This is a genomic window from Streptosporangium sp. NBC_01755 (genome assembly GCF_035917995.1).
Taxonomy (GTDB): domain Bacteria; phylum Actinomycetota; class Actinomycetes; order Streptosporangiales; family Streptosporangiaceae; genus Streptosporangium.
Genome location: NZ_CP109131.1, coordinates 5,605,094 through 5,622,572 on the forward strand (window position 1 = coordinate 5,605,094; position 17,479 = coordinate 5,622,572).

Here is a 17,479-nt window from a genome sequence, read left to right on the forward strand (position 1 = left end):
TCAGATCCCTCCCACGAACCGGCCGGGGGACATCCTCCGGCCGGGGTCGAACCGTTCCTTGATCCGCCGCATCAGCGGCAGCGCGCCCGACGGGCCCCAGCGATCCACCCCGCGGGTGATCTCACCGGGTGCGGTGAGCACGGTCAGAGCGCCGCCGAGCCGGCGGAGGTCGTCGCGCAGGCCCGTCACGAACCCGGCGAAGGCCGCCTCGTCGACGTCGGCGGGCAGGGCGACCCACAGGACCGCCGAGGCCACCGAACCGCGCACGCGCGCGGGCAGCCCGCGAGCGGCGACCGCCCGCAGCGCCGGGTACGCGGCGGCGGGCGGGACCCGCAACTCCAGCAGCACGTCCTCGCCGGGCGGCACCGCCCACCAGGCGGGCGCCTCCGCGGTGATCAGCGCATTCCCGTACCCGTCCATGAGCCGGCGCACGGCCTCCGCCCGGGCACCGGCCGCCACCCCTTCGACGAGCGCGGACACGGTGGGGGTGCCCAGGAGGTCCGGCCACTCCAGCTCGATCGCGCTCGGCTCGGCCAGGGCGGACGCGAGCTCGGTGACCAGCGCGGCAGCCCCGTGGCCGCCTCCGGCCGGGGACGCCGGTTCACCGGAGGCGTGCGGCTCCACGGTGATCCAGCGGCGGTCGGTGAGGATCGGGTGGAGGCGGAAGGTGGCCTCCGTGATGACACCGAGCGTGCCGTACGAGCCGGTGAAGAGCTTGCCCAGGTCGTAGCCCGCGACGTTCTTGACCACCTTGCCGCCCGAGGAGGCGATCGTGCCGTCGGCCAGTACGACCGTGACGCCGATCAGCAGGTCGCGGGCGGTGCCGTAGCGGAACCTGCGGGGGCCGGCGATCGCGGTGGCGAGTGTGCCGCCGACCGTGCCGGCGCGCGGGGTGCCGTCCAGGGCCAGTTCCTGTCCGAACCGTGAGAGCGTGGAGTTGAGGACGTCGAGGGGGAGTCCGGCGCCGACCTGTGCCACGAGGTCGCCGAAGGAGTGCTCGACCGTCGATCCGTTATCGAGAAGCAGGCGGCGGGTGTCGATCAGCAGGTCGCACCGCTCGGGGGGATTTCCCCAGCCGAGCTTCGTGCCGTTCCCCGCCGGAACCACGGCCAGGTCGTGCGCGGCCGAGACGCGCATCAGCGCGGCGACCTCGGCGGTGCTCTCGGGCAGGGCGACCCAGCGGGGCAGGACCCCGCCCACCGTGTCGTCGGGGGTCGCCGGCCGGACCGTCACACCCGTCTCGTGCAGCGCCTCCATCAGAAGTGCTCCGCCTGTCCCGACTCGACCAGCGGGTGCACGCCCTTGCGGACCCCGGGAACCTCGCCGCACAGCCGCGGGGTCGGGAAGACCTTGCCCGGGTTCGACAGGCCACGGGGGTCGAAGGCACAGCGCACCAACTGCATGGTGTCGAGGTCGTCGTCGGAGAACATTTTTGTCATATATCGGGATTTGTCCACTCCGACGCCGTGCTCACCGGTGATGGAACCGCCGTGCTCGATGCACAGATCGAGGATCTTTCCCGAGACGATCTCCGCCCGCTCGCCCGCGCCGGGCTCCGCGTCGTCGAACAGCACCAGCGGGTGCAGGTTGCCGTCACCGGCGTGGAAGACGTTCGCGACCCTGATCCCGTACTCGCGGGAGAGCCCGTCGATCCTCGCCAGCACCTCGGGCAGCGCGGTCCGCGGCACGACGCCGTCCTGGACGATGTAGGCGGGGCTGATCCGGCCCACCGCGGCGAACGCCGACTTGCGGCCCCGCCAGATGGCCGCCCGCTCCGCCGGGTCGTCGGCGACCCGTATCTCGAACGCGCCGCTCTCCCGGCATATCCGGGTCACCTCGCCGAAGGAGTGCGCGACCTCCTCGGCCGGGCCGTCCAGCTCCACGATGAGCACCGCGCCGGCACCCTCGGGGTAGGCACACGCCACGGCCGCCTCGGCCGCCTCGACGGCCAGGGCGTCCATCATCTCGATCGCGGCCGGCACGATGCCGCCGCCGATGATCGCCGACACCGCCCGCCCGCCCCGCTCGATGTCCTCGAACGCCGCCAGCAGCGTCGTCACGGCCTCCGGAAGCCGGCTCAGCCGTACGACGACCTTGGTCGCGATGCCGAGCGTGCCCTCCGAGCCGACGAACGCGCCCAGCAGGTCGTAGCCGGGACCGACGTCGGCGAGCTCGACGATGTCACCGTCGGGGGTGACGATCTCCAGGCCGACCACGTGGTTGACGGTGAAGCCGTACTTGAGGCAGTGCGCGCCGCCCGAGTTCTCCGCCACGTTGCCGCCGATCGTGCAGACCTGCTGGCTGGAGGGGTCGGGTGCGTAGTAGTAGCCCAGGTCGCGGACGGCCTCGGTGATCGCCAGATTGGTGACCCCCGGTTCCACGGTCGCCCGCCGGTTCGGCACGTCGACGGAGAGGATCCGCCGCATCTTCGAGGTCACGACCAGCACCCCGTCGGTCCTCGGCAGAGCCCCGCCGGACAGACCCGTCCCGGCGCCCCTGGCGACGAACGGCAGGCCGTACTCGTTGCAGATCCGCACCACGGCCGCGATCTGCTCGGTGCTCTCCGGAAGCACCACGACGCCGGGAGTGGCCCGATGGTGGGTCAGCCCGTCACATTCGTAGGTGCGCAGCCGTACGGGATCGGTGATCACCGACCCGGGGCCGAGGAGCTCCTCGAACCTGCGGGCCGATTCGTCCAGCGTCTTCGTCGCCATCGTTCCTCCTCCGGCGCGACCGGGACCCGGCGACGACAGTGACGTCGCCGTCGTCCGCCGTCGTCCGCCGTCGTCCGCCGTCGTCCGCCGTCGTCCGCCGTCGTCGTCCGGCCTCCATCGGCCGATCGAGGACATCGTCCTCGTCTTCAATTCTCGCTCAGCGCGGGGCGCCGGCGTTCCTGCCGTGCCTGGGGCCCTCGTCCAGGAGCCCGGCGAACCCCCGCTGCGCCGACCGGCACTCGGGGACCGGTGACGTACGGGCGGGGCCCGGCGGTGAGTGACGGATGCGGAGATGGAGCCGGCCTTTGATCATCGTGATCAGGACGCCCCTGGCCCACCCCTCGTCCGCGGTCTTGCGCGCGTAGAACTCCCTCGTCGCCCGGCTGTCCAGCATGTCCAGCAGGACGATGTGGTGGCCCCACGGGATCGGCCGCCCCGTCTGCGGGACGGAGTCCGGCCAGGCCGCCGCGAACGCCCTCATGTAGAGGAGGTTGGTCCGCGAGTAGCCCATGGCCTCGGGGAACGCGCCGCGCAGGTCGATGGAGAGCCGGGGTACCGCCTTTCTGCCCCAGTCATCGTCCGTCTGCCGTTCGAGGATGTGGCGGCCGATCCGCCAGTACTGCCGGATCAGCTCGGCATCGGTGGTGAGCAGGGCCACCCGCCCCCGGCTACCGGTGATCTCGCGCTTGACGGCGTCGAGCAGCGATCCGTAGTCGCCCCGCCCGGCTCCCTCGCCGTTCCTGTCATCACTCATGCACGCAAAGTATCCACTCGGCCCGGCCTCCGCATCCGCCGCCGGTGACCGCCTGGAGTGAGGAATCCTCGTCAGGGGATGAGGATTCCTCACCGTCGGGCCGGTCATGTCATGGCATACGCGCATAGGCAGGGAGAGTAAGGAACTCCGCGAAGTCGTCGTCCAGGGCGACCTCCTTGAACAGCGCGGTCGCCTGGTCGTAAAGGGCCTCGTCGTATCCGGGCTCTTCCTTGATCTTGGTGAGCTCCTCGTCGATGATCTGCTCGACCAGTTCCCTGGTCACCACGGCACCGGTGTCGGCGAGCTTGATGTCGTTGTGGATCCACTGCCAGATCTGGGAGCGGGAGATCTCGGCGGTCGCCGCGTCCTCCATCAGATTGTGGATCGCGACCGCGCCCAGCCCGCCCATCCAGGCGGCCAGGTAGCGCAGTGCCACGTCCACGTTGTTGCGCAGCCCCGCCTCGGTGATGTCGCCGGGGGTCTTGGCGACCGCGAGCAGGTCGGCGGCGGAGACGGAGACGTCCTCGCGCAGGCGGTCGAGCTGGTTCGGCCGCGACCCGAGTACGGCGTCGAAGACGTCGCGGCAGATCGGCACCAGGTCGGGGTGGGCGACCCAGGAGCCGTCGAAGCCGTCGCCGGACTCGCGGGTCTTGTCGGCGGTGACCTTCTCCAGAGCGATCTTGTTGACCTCGGGGTCGCGACGGGAGGGGATGAACGCGGCCATCCCGCCGATGGCGTGGGCCCCGCGCCGGTGACAGGTGCTGACCAGGAGTTCGGTGTAGGCGCGCATGAACGGGGCGGTCATCGTCACCGCGTTCCGCTCGGGCAGCAGGAACTCGCGGCCGCGGGTGCGGAACTTCTTGATCACGCTGAAGAGGTAGTCCCAGCGGCCCGCGTTGAGGCCGGCGGAGTGGTCGCGGAGCTCGTAGAGGATCTCCTCCATCTCGAACGCGGCCGGATAGGTCTCGATGAGCACCGTCGCCCGGATCGTGCCCTGGGTGATGCCGAGCAGTTCCTGGGCCCTGACGAAGACGTCGTTCCAGAGGCGGGCCTCCAGGTGCGACTCCATCTTCGGCAGGTAGAAGTAGGGGCCCTTGCCCTTGGCGATCTGCCGCTGCGCCGAGTGGAAGAAGTAGAGCCCGAAGTCGACGAGGGAGGCGGAGAACGGGGCTCCGTCGAGGGTGAGGTGCTTCTCCTCCAGGTGCCACCCGCGGGGGCGGACCACGATGGTGGCCAGCTCGGTGTCGGGTTTGAGGGCATAGCTCTTCTCCCCGGCGGAGAAGTCGATGGTCCGGTCGAGCGCGTCGCGAAGGTTGAGCTGGCCGTTGACGGTGTTTTCCCAGGTGGGGGCGTTGGCGTCTTCGAAGTCGGCCAGCCAGACCTTGGCGCCGGAGTTCAGTGCGTTGATCGTCATCTTCCGGTCGACCGGGCCGGTGATCTCCACGCGGCGGTCCTCCAGGCCGGGCGCGGGCGAGGCGACGTGCCACTCGGACTCGCGCACGTGCCTGGTCTCGGGCAGGAAGTCGAGGGTGCCGCCCGCCGACAGCTCCGCCTGGCGGGCCTGGCGGGCCTGGAGCAACTCCAGCCGCCGGCCGTCGAACTCGCGCTGGAGGGTGGCCACGAAGGCCAGTGCCTCCGGCGTGAGGATCTCGTCGAAGCGGTCCTGGCCGGGGCCATTGATCTCAACGCCGTCCATGAGGCCTCTTTCCGTATCGTGGAAAATCACTTCTGAATTGTGGAATAGACGCTACTCGACGGCCAGTTCTCGGTCAAAGGCAGGGTTCTCCTCAGGGCTCGGCCGGGGAATTCCCCGATGATCCGGGGGACGTACTCGGAGACAGTTGGATCAGCGTCTCTCGGCAGCGGGAGAGGGCGGATCCAGTCGCGAGCGGGAAGAAACTTCCCGGAAAGTCGAGGAATGAGCGCATGAAGAAGAACACGCTCGTCGCCGGGGGGCTCTTGGGGGCGGTTTTCATGCTCTCGGGATGCGAGTTCGCCCTGGACTTCCGTGGCCGGCAGCAGGACGTCGTCTCCTACGACGTCACCGGCAAGGTGACGGCCCTGGACGTCGCCACGGGCTCGGGTGACATCGTGGTCACCGAGTCGGACCGGCCGGCCGTCCACGTGACCGAGACCATCCACTGGCGTGGCGGCGACAGGCCCACCACCGAGCACCCGGTGGACGGCGGAACGCTCACCCTGCGTCACAGCTGCGATGGGATGAGCTGCTCGGTCGACTACAAGGTCGAGGTCCCGCCGGGCCTGACGGCCAAGCTCGACACCGGTTCCGGCATCATCACGCTGCGCGGCCTGACCGGGGGAGTGAACGCCGCGAGCGGCTCCGGCGACGTCGAGGCGGGAAACCTGGGTTCCAAGGAGTTCATCGCCGACACCGGCTCCGGCGACGTCGAGGCGAGGTTCGCGGCCATGCCCGACAGGGTGGAGATCAAGACCGGCTCGGGCGACGTCGCCGCGTACCTTCCCAAGGGCAGCTACGACGTGACCACCGAGACCGGCTCCGGCGACGAGACCGTGGAGGTCGTCAGGGACCCCTCGGCACCGCGCAAGATCACGCTGAAGACCGGCTCCGGCGACGCCCGGGTCCTGGTCCCCTGACCCCGGTACCGATCCTGAGATCAGGGCCGCGCCGGTCGGCGGACGGAGCGGTGATAACCAGGTGATGACGGAGCGGTTCCCATGGCACCATCGAAGGGAAGAGACCCGGGGTGGTCGGGCGTTCACTCATATGAGAAGGACGCATACGGACCCACCATCTGAATGGAGCGACGACATAGACACTCGTGAGCCGCTGGACATCGATCGATTCGACGACCTGCTCGACACCGGCGAGATGGACCTGGCCGAGCGCCAGGCGCTCCGCCGGGTGGTGGGCCTCTCCACGGAGTTGGAAGACGTCACCGAGGTCGAATACCGCCAGCTGCGACTTGAGCGGGTCGTCCTGGTCGGCGTCTGGACCTCCGGTACGGCGATCGACGCCGAAAACTCCCTCCTGGAGCTCAAGCTCCTCGCCGAGACCGCGGGTTCAGAGGTGCTGGAGGGGCTGATCCAGCGCCGCCAGAAGCCCGACACGGCGACCTACATCGGTGCGGGCAAGGCGCAGGAGCTCGCCGACATCGTCTCCGCCACCGGTGCCGACACCGTGGTGTGCGACGGTGAGCTGAGCCCCGGCCAGCTCCGCCAGCTTGAGGAGACGGTCAAGGTCAAGGTCATCGACCGGACCATGCTGATCCTCGACATCTTCGCCCAGCACGCCAAGAGCCGCGAGGGCAAGGCCCAGGTCGAGCTCGCACAGCTCAACTACCTCCTGCCGCGCCTGCGAGGCTGGGGTGGCAACCTGTCCCGCCAGGTCGGCGGGCGTGCCGCGGGCGGCGTCGGCATGGGCGGTCGCGGTCCCGGTGAGACCAAGATCGAGCTGGACCGCCGCCGGATCCGCGAGCGGATGGCCAAGCTGCGCCGCCAGATCGGCGGGATGACCACCGCCCGCGAGACCAAGCGGGCACGACGCCTGCAGCGCGAGGTCCCCGCCGTGGCCATCGCCGGATACACCAACGCGGGCAAGTCCTCGCTGCTGAACCGGCTGACCGGCGCCGGAGTGCTGGTCGAGGACTCCCTGTTCGCCACGCTCGACCCGACGGTCCGCAGGGCGCACACGCCCGACGGCCGCCTGTTCACGCTGGCCGACACCGTCGGGTTCGTCCGGCACCTGCCGCACCAGCTCGTCGAGGCATTCCGCTCCACGCTTGAGGAGGTCGGCGATGCCGACCTGATCCTGCACGTGGTCGACGGCTCGCACCCCGACCCCGAGTCGCAGCTCGCCGCGGTGCGTGAGGTGATCACCGATATCGAGGGCGCCCGCGACATTCCGGAGATCGTGGTCATCAACAAGGCCGACGCCGCCGACCCGGTGGTGCTGGCCCAGCTGACCGCGCGGGAAAGGCACACGGTCGTGGTCTCGGCCCGCACGGGCGCCGGGATCGACGAGCTGAGAGCCGTGATCGAGCGGGAGCTGCCCCGGTTCGACCAGGAGGTCAGGCTTCTCGTGCCGTACGAGCGCGGCGACCTGATCTCCAGGGTGCACGGGGAGGGTGAGGTCCTCGGCATCGAGCACACCGAGGACGGCACGATCCTGCACGCCAGGGTCCTGCCCGGCCTCTTCGCGGAGCTGGAGAAGACCGCCAAGCCGGTCGAGACCGTCTGATCGACTCCTCCCGCCGTACCGCCTCCTTGGGGAGCGGTACGGCGGGACGGTGGCGCCTTCCCCCGCCGCGCGGACCGCTCACCTCTCGCGGCGGAACATGACCAGCGCCACGTCGTCCTCCCTCGCGCCGAACCTCTCGATCAGCCGGTCGCAGAAGACCTCCAGGTCCTCCTCCGCCCCCTCGGCCAGCTGCCGTACGATCTCCAGGCTCTCGTCGAGCAGCTTGTCGCGGTCCTCGATGAGTCCGTCGGTGAACATCAGCACCGAGCCTCCCCGCGGCACGTTCACCCGGTCGACCCGGTAGCTCTCCTCGGTCACGCCCAGCAGGAGATTGCCCAGGCGGTGGTAGCGGGCCTGGCCGTCGGCGATGAGCAGGGGCGGGATGTGCCCCGCGTTGGCGACCTCCATCTCCCCGCTCACCGGGTCGAGCAGGAGCAGGCAGACGGTGGCGGTCATACCGGGGTGATAGCGCCGCAGCACATCGTTGAGCAGGGCCGTCGACGTGCCGAGGTCCGAGGTGCCGATGACGGTGGCACGCAGTGCGTGGCGCAGCTCCGCCATGACGGTGGCGGCCAGCAGCGAGTGTCCCTGGACGTCGCCGATGGCGATGAGCACCCGGTGGTCCGGCCGCAGGACCTCGTAGAAGTCGCCGCCGACCTCGACGTTGTCGACCGCCGGCTGGTACCGCCAGCTGATCGTGAGCCCGGGTATCTCGGGGATCCGCGCCGGCAGCAGGCTGCGCTGCAGGGTGAGGGCGATCGCGTGCTCCTCGGCGTACGCCCGAAGCGCGTCCACGGCGAGGGCGAGGGCCTGGCCGAGCTGGCGCAGCACGTTGGACTCGTCGGTGTCGAGCGGCGGGACCCCCTCCACCCCGAGGTAGACGGGGGGCCTGCCCAGCTTGGTGCGGCAGACCACGGCCGAGACATCACCGCCGATCTTCGCGTCGGGTATCAGCCCCATCCAGTCGGCGGTGGGGACCGTGAAAACCTGGGTGCCCGCGGAGTCGCCCAGGGACATCGCGCTCAACCTGTCCAGCGTTTCCGGCGCCGCGACCTTGGCGACGGCGACGTTCTCCGGAGGCATGGCGACGAACCTGCGGGTCCGGCCGTCGGGAGGCAGGGCCAGCGTGCCCGCCTGCCGCTCCAGGATCCGGGAGGTCCCCTCGACGGCCGTGGTGAGAAGCTCGTCGAACGTCTCGGCGGAGTTCATCGAGAGCGTGACCTCGGTGAGGGCGGCCAGCCGCCGGGCCATCAGCTCGGCTCGTTGCCGGGCGCGGTAGTAGCGCAGCGTGGCCTCGACCGTCGCGGCGAACTCGTCAGGCTCGACCGGCTCCGCCAGGTAGGCGTCGGCTCCGCGTTCGAGCCCCTGGGCACGGTCGGCCGGGGTGATCGCCGCCCCGGAGATCTGGATGACCGGTATCGACGACGTCGCCGCGTCGGCCTTGATCTGCTCGCAGACCTCGTAACCGCTGATGTCGGGCAGCCGTACGTCGAGGACGACCAGGTCCGGCTGGAGCTCCCTGACCTTGGCGAGCGCCTCCATGCCGCCGGTGGCCTGCACGACCTGGTGTCCCGAGCGGCGCAGCCAGCTCGACAGGATGTACAGCTTGGTCGGGGTGTCGTCCACGACCAGCACCGTCGCCCCGCCGCTACCCATGGGCGTGTCCAGGAACGCTTCCGATCGCCTCCGGCAGGAGGTCACTAGAGATCACCATGTGTGCTCCCTCCGGGGCCTGGCGCCGTGCGCACGCCACCGGGGGAGAGGCTCGGCTCGACGAGGGTGATCGCCGCCGTCGGTCGCATGCCGACGACGATCGTCTCGGCGTCGGGCATACGGAAGATCGCCGCGATGGTGGCCGGCATCCGGCCGATGAAGGAGTCGACGATCTCCACGGCGGTGATGTCGCCTGGAGGAGTTCTTCAATGCGACGCCGGCCGACGTCCGCGTGGACGGGCAAGGCAACTCCTATGCGTGTGACCTGCGGGCAACTCGCACGAAAGGCTACATGGAGCGTCCTGCTTACGGCCTTTTCTGAGGTTTCGGTCGGCAAGTGTCGGGTCAATGTCGCGGCCCCATCCCAGGTGCCCTCACGGTGCCGCAGTCGCCCGCCGCCGATGCGGAGGCGGTCAAGGATCACGGCCCAGGGCTCCCGATTACCAGCCTACGTTGATCGCGAATCGCGTTTCAATGGCTGGGCTTGCGCTGGACGGCTCGGTGAGGTGCACTGTGGTCGCGAAAACGTACAAAAGCCGCGAAAACTGCAGTGGTCGACCGGGGTTTAGATTGCTACCATAAGGCAAATCTAGCGAGATGTTATGACGCGAGTTGCTCTGGTGACTACTGTTACGGATGATGAAGAAGTAGTCTGAGCTGTGGAAAGGTGCTCAACGCCACGCGTGATCGTCGAGCCGGCAGGCGAGGTAGGGTCGCGGCGAGGCGGCGTTCTTCCCAATTAGCCTGTACAACGGGCCGACTTGTGAAATAACGTAACTGAACTGAAATCGCCCGATCATGATCCTGGCGATACTGTCGCCGCACAACAGATAAGCGGATGAGAGCAGGAGACCCCCGATGCCGTCCGGACTCACAGCGGGCTTGAAGGGCACGGTGCCCGGCAGTGTCAGGGGCGACTCGCCCCGTCCGGGGGCGGTCCTCCTCCAAGCGTCTTCCCCTGAACACAAGGCGGTGATGCGATGACGGTCCGCCTTCTGACCAACATCGGCCGGCTCTGGACCGGAAACGATGTGTTCAGCAACGCGGCGATCCTCGTTCACAACGACCGGATCGCCTGGGTCGGCCGAGCCGCGGATCTGCCGCAGAGTGTGCCCGGCGTCGTCGACGACATCGTCGACGTCGACCACGTCGAGAACCTGGGTGGCGCGCTGGTCACCCCAGGCCTGATCGACGCGCACACCCACCCGGTCTACGCGGGCAACCGCTACGCCGAGATGGCGATGCGCTCCGGCGGTTCCACCCCTTCCGCGATCACCGCGGCGGGCGGCGGCATCGGTTCCACCGTGACGGTCACCCGGGGCACCGACCCCTGGACACTCTGCAACGGTGTCCGTGAGCGACTCCGGGACTGGCTGCTCAGCGGCACCACCACCATCGAGGCCAAAACCGGCTACCACCTCACCCGCGACGGCGAACTGGCCGACGTGCGGCTCCTGCGCGAGCTGGAGAAGGAGCCGATGATGCCGCGGGTGCACGTGACCTTCATGGCCGCGCACGTCGTCCCGCCCGAATACTTCGGCCGCCAGCGCGACTACGTCGAGGCCGTGGGCGCCTGGTGCGCCGACGCCGCGGCGGCGGGAGCCGATGGCGTCGACGTCTACTGCGACGAGGGCCACTTCACCGCGGAGGAGGCCCGCTGGGTCCTGGCCTCCGGGCGCAACGTCGGCCTGCAGCCCCGCGTGCACGCCGGAGCCTACACCCGCCGCGGTGCCGTCCAGCTCGCCGCCGAACTCGGCTGCGCCTCCGCAGACCTGCTCCACCACACCACCGACGAGGACATCGCGATCCTGGCCCGCTACGGAGTCCCCGCCGTGGTCTGCCCCGGAACCGCCCTCCAGCGCGGCAGCCTGCCTCCTGTCCGCCGGATGCTCGCCCAGGGGGTCACCGTGGCCCTCGGCAGCGATCACAACCCGGGCCACTGCGGCATCACCTCGATGTCGCTGGTCATCAGCCTCGCGGTGGCGGCCTTCGGGATGAGCGTCGGCGACGCCCTGCGCGCCGCCACTCTCGGTGGCGCCACGGTCCTCGGGGCTTCCGACCGCGGTGTTCTCGCCCCCGGACGCCTGGCCGACATCGTCCAGTGGGACGCCGACCACGAGGGCGCCTTCGCCTGGGCCTTCGGACTCAAGCCCCGCCGGGTCTGGCGCGGAGGCACCCCTGTCCAGTAGGTCCAGCGTTCCTGCCTCCTGCCTCCTTCGTCTGATCTTCTCCGAGTAACCTCTGGACATGTCGCCACCGGTCGCCGTCGTCACGGATTCCACCGCCTACCTCCCGCGAGAGCAGGTCTCCGGCCTGGGAATCATCGTGGTACCGCTCCAGGTGGTCGTGGGAGGCAGGTCGCTCGACGACACGGCGTGGCCCGACGGCGCGAGCATGGACGACATGCTCGGGGAGCGGGCCCCGGTGACGACCTCCAGGCCCGCCCCGCGGCGTTTCGCGGACGCCTACCGGCAGGCGGCGGCCCGGGGCGCGACCGGCATCGTCTCCATCCACCTGTCCTCGGAGATGTCCGGTACGGTCGAGGCCGCCCGCGCGGGAGCCGAGGATTCGCCCGTTCCGGTCGACGTCGTCGACAGCAGATCCATCGCCATGGGCCTCGGATTCCCCGTCCTCGCCGCCGCGGGTGCCGCCGCCGCGGGCGCGACCCGGACGGAGGTGGCGGACGCCGCCCGCCGCCGCGCGGAGTCGATCCGCAGCTTCTTCTATGTCGACACCCTGGAATACCTGCGAAGGGGAGGCCGGATCGGTGCGGCGGCGACCCTCCTCGGCTCGGCACTGATGATCAAACCGATCCTGCACATCTCTGATGGGGCGATCGTTCCCCTGGAGAAGGTCCGTACGGCGAGCCGTGCCATCGCCCGTCTTGAGGACCTCGCGGTCGAGGCGGCGGGCACCGCCCCGGTGGAGGTCGCCGTCCAGCATCTCGGTGCCGCGGCCCGTGCCGAGGCACTGGCAGCGCGCCTGCCCCGGCGCATCCCCGCACTCGTCAAGGTCGCAGTCGTCGAGGTCGGCTTGGTCATCGGCGCCCATGTCGGCCCCGGGATGCTCGGCATCACCGTCTCCCTCCCGCACTCCTGACACCTGCGGGCGCTCCGGCCCGCGCCTCTCCGACGTCCGGGAACCCGTCCGCCGGATCGCCGTCCACAGCCTGGCCGTATGACCGGCCGGATATCCACAGAACGGAATTCGGTGAGGATCCTCCCGGTGCCGCCGCCGTAGCGTCCTGCGGGTGCGGACCACAGGCCAGAACATCGAGCGGTTCCGAGCCGAGTCGCGGCTGCGGATCTTGACGGGGCGTGGATCGCCGAACGCGGTTCCGCTCCCTCGCAGGGCGACCGATTCGCTTGCGCCGCCGCTGCTGGACGATCGGTTCTCGCCATTCCGGCAGATTGATCCGTTATGTCTGTCCCGGCCGGCGAGCCCTGCCGATTCGGGAGATCCGCGTCACCCGCCTCCGCCGGGCGGCACGGCCGTTCCGTCCCTCTCACGCGGAGTGGCCGATCCGGCTGGTATGCCCTGTTCGGCGGGAGATGTGTGGCCAGGTGGTCAGAGCGGGCCGCAGGATGCCGTTTCCCTCGACGGGCCCGCCGCGCACACGCGTTCCGCGCCGGTTCCCCCGGCCTTCGAGGCACTGCGTAAGGTCGTGGCCGCACAGGGACAGGCTCTCGGCCCGGGCAGGCCGGGGTTGCGTCTCCTGCTGCTCGTCGCCCTGACGGCCGCCGTCGCCGGTGGTGTGTACGCCTGGAGATCCCAGCCGGAGCCCGAGCCCCTGGCCCCGCCGGTGCCGATCTCCGGGTCTCCGCTGTCGGAACCTGTCAACGCCTCACGGCCGCTGTCCAGGCCGGCCATCGAGCTGACGGTTCACGTGACCGGCAAGGTCCGTCGTCCCGGGGTGATCACGTTGCCCGGGGGGTCCCGGGTCGCCGACGCGGTCCGGGCGGCCGGAGGCGTTCGCGGGGCAGCCGCCACGGGATCTCTCAACCTCGCGCGCAGGCTCGTCGACGGTGAGCAGATCGTCGTCGGCTCCGCCGTCGCGGCGGCACCCGCCCTTGTGGATCCAGCGGACCCCGCCACCGCCGCCGTCGACCTCAACACGGCCACGGCCGAGCAGCTCGATCGGCTACCGGGCGTGGGCGAGGTGCTCGCCCGGCGCATCACCGAATACCGCGCCGCGCACGGCGGCTTCCGCACCGTTGAGCAGCTCCGCGACGTGAGTGGCATAGGTGACCGTAAGTACGCCGAGATGCGCGACAGGGTCCGCGTGTGACCCGCCGGTTGCGAAAGCCGGTCACGATGCGGACCGGCACGGTCGAGTGCGCCGGGAAGACCGAGGGCCCTGGCGGTTCCGGTGTTCTCGGGGAGGTCGGTGGTTTCAGGAGTTCAGGAGAGGAGCGGGGGGCGCACGCCGCGTATCTGGTCCTGCCCGCGGCGGCATCGTGGGTGACCGCTCTTGTCCTGCTGGGCCGCCCGGCGGCGACGGGCGCCGTGGTGGCCGCCCTCACGGCCGTGGGCGCCCTGGCCGTGGCCCTCCTGGTCCGGACAGGGAGAACCGCGGGCCGGCGGAACGCGGTGATCGCGGTCCTGGGGTGCACGGCCGCGGTGGCGGGGTCGGTGGCCTTCCGGGTGCACGCGGCCGGTACGGGACCGGTCGCCGAGCTGGCAGGGAGGCACGCCTCGGCGGTGATGGAGGTGGTGGTGACCGACGACCCCCGGGAGGTGGCCCGGCGTGGGGGGCTGTTCCGGCGGGAGAGCTTCGTGGTGCCCGCCCGGGTCGAGTCGGTCGGGACGGGGGCGGGCAGGGTGACGCTGCGGGCTCCGGTGGTGCTTTTCGTCTCCGGCGCGGAGTGGCGCTCGCTACTGCCCAGCCAGCGGGTCGAGATCAGCGGGCGCTTCGGCCCGGCGGACCCCGGTGAGCTGCTCGCGGCGGTGGTGCTGGTCAGGGGAGCACCGCGAGTCCTGAGCGGGCCCTCCTGGGAGCAACGCGCGGCCGGGGCGCTCAGATCGGGATTGAGGAAGGCTGCCGAGGTGTTGCCACCGGCGCAACGCGGGTTGCTACCCGGCCTGGTGGTCGGTGACGTGTCCCGAATGGACGATCAGGTCAGAGCCGATTTCAAGGCGGCGGGCCTCAGTCACCTGCTCGCCGTCTCCGGCGCCAACCTCGCCATCGTGGCCGGCGCGGCGGTCGCGATGGCCAGGATGGCCGGTCTGCCACTCGCGGTGCGGGCGGTGCTGGCGATCTCGGCCATGGTCGCCTTCTCGGTCGTCGCCCGGCCCTCGCCCAGTGTGCTCAGGGCCCTCCTGATGGGAGGGGTCGCCGCCGTGGCGCTCGGTACGGGCCGTTCGCGCGACGGCGTCGCGGCCCTGTCGGCGACGGTCCTGGGGCTGATCCTCTTCGTCCCCGACCTCGCCCGCTCCTACGGCTTCGCCCTGTCGGTCTTCGCCACCGCGGGCATTCTGGTCCTCGCCCCGCGCTGGCGCGACCGGCTCTCGGCCCGAATGCCCCGATGGACGGCGGAGGCGATCGCCGTGGCCGCCGCGGCCCAGGCCGCTGTCACCCCCGTCCTGGTCCTCATGTCCGGGCAGCTCGCACCGGTGGCGATCCCGGCCAACCTGCTCGCGGGTCCGGCCGTGGCCCCGGCCACCCTGCTCGGCTTCGCGGTGGCGCTGGTCGCCCCCCTGCACATGGGGCTCGCCCAGCTGCTGGTCCGGCCGGCGGGTCTGGCCACCGGATGGATCATCGAGGTGGCCGAGCACACCGCGGGGCTCCCGCTGGGCGTGCTCCCGTGGCCGGGCGGCGTCACCGGGCTGCTCCTGCTGGCCGGCGCCGTTCCGCTCGCCGTGCTGGCGCTGCGACACCGGAGGGCACGCCTGATCGCCCTGGCGGCCGTCGCCGGGCTGGTTCTCGCCGTGACGGTGGCCGTGCCGATCGTGACTCGTTGGCCGCCTCGCGGATGGCTACTGGTGGCCTGTGACGTCGGCCAGGGAGACGCGTTACTGGTCGCGGCGGGGCCGGGGCGAGCCGTGGTGGTGGACGCGGGGCCCGATCCCGTCCTGGTGGACCGTTGCCTGCGTTCCATGGGAGTCAGGGAGGTGCCACTGGTCATTCTCACCCATCCGCACCTCGACCATGTGGGAGGGCTCGACGGTGTCTTTCGCGGGCGTGCCGTGGGCGCGGTGCTGGTGACCCCGCACGGTACCGGAGGCGATGCCGGAGAGCACGAGGAGGCGAGGCTGAGCGAGGATCTCGCCCGCCGCCGCGTGGTCGAGTGGGCGGCGAGTCCGGGGGCGAGCTGGCGGTTCGGACCCTCCGAGCTGACGGTCATCGGCCCGGCGGCCGAGGCATCCCTGACCGGCGCGGGGAAGGGGGCGGCCGTCAACAACGCCAGCGTCGTGGTGCATGTCCGCTGGGCCGCGGGGTCGGCGCTGCTCAGTGGCGACATCGAGACCGAGGCTCAGGCGGAGCTGCTCCGCAGGGGCCTGCCGCCCGCCGAGATTCTCAAGGTTCCGCATCACGGGTCCGGCAGGTACGATCCGGCCTTCCTCGCCGCGACCGGTGCTCGTGCCGCCCTCATCAGCGTGGGGGCGGACAACGACTACGGCCATCCCGCTCCGTCGACCGTGGCCACGCTGCACCGGCTCGGTATGCGCGTCCACCGGACGGACCTGTCGGGGGACCTCGCCGTGGTGGACGGCGGGGGAACCCTGACGGTCGTCCCCGGAAGAGCCGCTCCGGCCGGTGGGTCTCTCCCGGGGCCTAGGACGTGATCTTGGCGGGGCGGCGGAACTCGGTGTCCACGTCGGCGGCGTAGACCGACCGGCTGCAGCGCGCGCAGCGGTACATGATCGGGCCCTCGTCAAGGGATGTTCCGCAGCGGGGGCAGGCGTGGCGGCGAATGGCGGAGTTTGTCATTGTTCTCACCTCCTGTGATGTTCCCAGAGTGCCCCACGGCACCTGCATTCCAATTGCGAACGACTTGCCGATGCCTCTCCCGCCACCGAGACGTGGCATGCTGCTCGGCATGGCGGCAACCGATCCGGCACCCGTGATCCTGATACTCGGCGATGAGGAACTGCTGGCCGACCGCGCGGTGAGCGAGGTGACCTCGGCGGCCAGGGCGGCCGATCCGACCACCGAGGTGCACGACCTCCCCGGCGCGAAGATGGAGCTCGGGGAGCTCACCCGCATGACGTCGCCCTCGCTGTTCGGCGACAGGTCCGTGGTGGTCGTCCGCTCTGCCCAGGATCTCGGCAAGGACGTCATCGCCGAAGTCGTCTCCTACGCGGCCCACCCGGCCGACGAGACCGTGCTGGTCCTCGTCCATCCGGGAGGCGTCAAGGGGAAGGCCCTGGTCGACGGGGTCAAGAAGACCGGAGCTCAGGTGGTCACCGTCACCAAGGTGACCAAACCCGCCGAGCGGCTGGCGTTCGTCAAGGCGGAGCTGAAACGGGCCGGGCGCACCATCGGGGCCGACGCGGCCGCCGCGCTCCTCGAAGCCGTGGGCAACGACCTGCGCGAGCTTGCCGCCGCGTGCAGCCAGCTCGCCTTCGACACCCCCGGCAAGGCGATCGACGAGGCCGCCGTGGCGCGCTACCACCGGGGCAGGGCCGAGGTCAGCGGGTTCACCGTGGCAGACTCGGCAGTCGAGGGACGCCTGGGCGACGCCCTGGAGCAACTGCGCTGGGCGCTCTCGACCGGTACGGCACCGGTTCTGCTGGTGAGCGCGCTCGCCGGAGGCCTGCGCTCGCTGGCGAAGGTGGGCGGAGCTCCCCGAAACCTGAGGGGTGGTCCACTCGCCAGTCACCTCGGCATGCCGCCCTGGAAGATCGAACGGGTCCAGCGGCAGCTGAACGGTTGGGGGCCCGAGGGGCTCGCCCGCGCGATCCAGGCCGTCGCCACCGCCGACGCGCAGGTGAAGGGCGGCGGTGCCGACCCCGGGTACGCGCTGGAGCACATGGTCCAGACCGTGGTCGCCAGCCGTACCGGACGTTAGGCGGGCAAAGGGGCGCGTTCGGTACTGCGTCGGATGTTAGCCGGGTAAAGGGGCGCGTTCGGTACTG

14 protein-coding genes are annotated in these 17,479 nt (G+C 70.6%); 7 read left to right on the forward strand and 7 right to left on the reverse strand.

Going from position 1 to position 17,479, the window contains the following annotated elements:
- The 4 genes from OG884_RS26775 to aceB form a co-directional block, all read right to left on the reverse strand.
- Positions 1 to 1,257: an FAD-binding oxidoreductase gene (locus OG884_RS26775; RefSeq protein WP_326637355.1), complete on the reverse strand. Its 1,257-nt coding sequence runs from the start codon at positions 1,255 to 1,257 to the stop codon at positions 1 to 3.
- Positions 1,257 to 2,714, reverse strand: coding sequence for an FAD-binding oxidoreductase (locus OG884_RS26780; protein WP_326637356.1), 1,458 nt, complete (start codon positions 2,712 to 2,714; stop codon positions 1,257 to 1,259). Before OG884_RS26780 ends, OG884_RS26775 begins: the two co-directional genes overlap by 1 nt.
- A 157-nt stretch (positions 2,715 to 2,871) precedes the next feature.
- A complete protein-coding gene (locus OG884_RS26785; protein ID WP_326637358.1) occupies positions 2,872 to 3,468 on the reverse strand; it encodes a DUF1016 N-terminal domain-containing protein in 597 nt (198 codons plus the stop codon).
- A gap of 109 nt (positions 3,469 to 3,577) precedes the next feature.
- Positions 3,578 to 5,164: a malate synthase A gene (gene aceB / locus OG884_RS26790; protein ID WP_326637360.1), complete on the reverse strand. Its 1,587-nt coding sequence runs from the start codon at positions 5,162 to 5,164 to the stop codon at positions 3,578 to 3,580.
- Between the two features lie 230 nt (positions 5,165 to 5,394).
- On the opposite strand from aceB, the gene OG884_RS26795 reads away from it, so the two are divergent.
- Both OG884_RS26795 and hflX read left to right on the forward strand, forming a co-directional pair.
- Positions 5,395 to 6,084, forward strand: a complete 690-nt coding sequence (locus OG884_RS26795) for a DUF4097 family beta strand repeat-containing protein (RefSeq protein WP_326637362.1) — start codon at positions 5,395 to 5,397, stop codon at positions 6,082 to 6,084.
- A gap of 235 nt (positions 6,085 to 6,319) precedes the next feature.
- Positions 6,320 to 7,687, forward strand: coding sequence for a GTPase HflX (gene hflX, locus OG884_RS26800; RefSeq protein ID WP_326647000.1), 1,368 nt, complete (start codon positions 6,320 to 6,322; stop codon positions 7,685 to 7,687).
- A gap of 78 nt (positions 7,688 to 7,765) precedes the next feature.
- Here the strand turns inward: hflX and OG884_RS26805 are convergent, their stop codons facing one another.
- Both OG884_RS26805 and OG884_RS26810 read right to left on the reverse strand, forming a co-directional pair.
- Positions 7,766 to 9,343 carry a SpoIIE family protein phosphatase gene (locus OG884_RS26805; protein ID WP_326637363.1) on the reverse strand — a complete coding sequence of 526 codons (1,578 nt, stop codon included), beginning with the start codon at positions 9,341 to 9,343 and terminating at the stop codon, positions 7,766 to 7,768.
- A 44-nt stretch (positions 9,344 to 9,387) separates the two neighbouring features.
- Entirely contained in the window at positions 9,388 to 9,579 is a 192-nt protein-coding gene (locus OG884_RS26810; RefSeq protein ID WP_326637364.1) for a hypothetical protein, read from the reverse strand.
- A gap of 801 nt (positions 9,580 to 10,380) precedes the next feature.
- On the opposite strand from OG884_RS26810, the gene hutI reads away from it, so the two are divergent.
- The 4 genes from hutI to OG884_RS26830 all read left to right on the forward strand — a co-directional run bounded on the left by hutI (position 10,381) and on the right by OG884_RS26830 (position 16,186).
- Entirely contained in the window at positions 10,381 to 11,589 is a 1,209-nt protein-coding gene (hutI, locus tag OG884_RS26815) for an imidazolonepropionase (RefSeq protein WP_326637366.1), read from the forward strand.
- A gap of 58 nt (positions 11,590 to 11,647) precedes the next feature.
- Positions 11,648 to 12,499, forward strand: coding sequence for a DegV family protein (locus OG884_RS26820; RefSeq protein ID WP_326637368.1), 852 nt, complete (start codon positions 11,648 to 11,650; stop codon positions 12,497 to 12,499).
- A 454-nt stretch (positions 12,500 to 12,953) separates the two neighbouring features.
- Entirely contained in the window at positions 12,954 to 13,688 is a 735-nt protein-coding gene (locus OG884_RS26825) for a ComEA family DNA-binding protein (RefSeq protein ID WP_326637370.1), read from the forward strand.
- Positions 13,685 to 16,186: a ComEC/Rec2 family competence protein gene (locus OG884_RS26830; protein ID WP_326637372.1), complete on the forward strand. Its 2,502-nt coding sequence runs from the start codon at positions 13,685 to 13,687 to the stop codon at positions 16,184 to 16,186. The genes OG884_RS26825 and OG884_RS26830 overlap by 4 nt, the downstream gene beginning before the upstream one ends.
- Here OG884_RS26830 and OG884_RS26835 read toward each other — a convergent pair.
- Complete coding sequence (locus tag OG884_RS26835; protein ID WP_326637374.1) at positions 16,176 to 16,331, reverse strand: hypothetical protein; 156 nt, start codon at positions 16,329 to 16,331, stop codon at positions 16,176 to 16,178. The genes OG884_RS26830 and OG884_RS26835 overlap by 11 nt on opposite strands.
- 109 nt (positions 16,332 to 16,440) lie before the next feature.
- Here OG884_RS26835 and holA point away from each other — a divergent pair, with 109 nt between their 5' ends.
- Positions 16,441 to 17,412: a DNA polymerase III subunit delta gene (gene holA / locus OG884_RS26840; RefSeq protein WP_326637376.1), complete on the forward strand. Its 972-nt coding sequence runs from the start codon at positions 16,441 to 16,443 to the stop codon at positions 17,410 to 17,412.
- Positions 17,413 to 17,479: the final 67 nt, after the last annotated feature.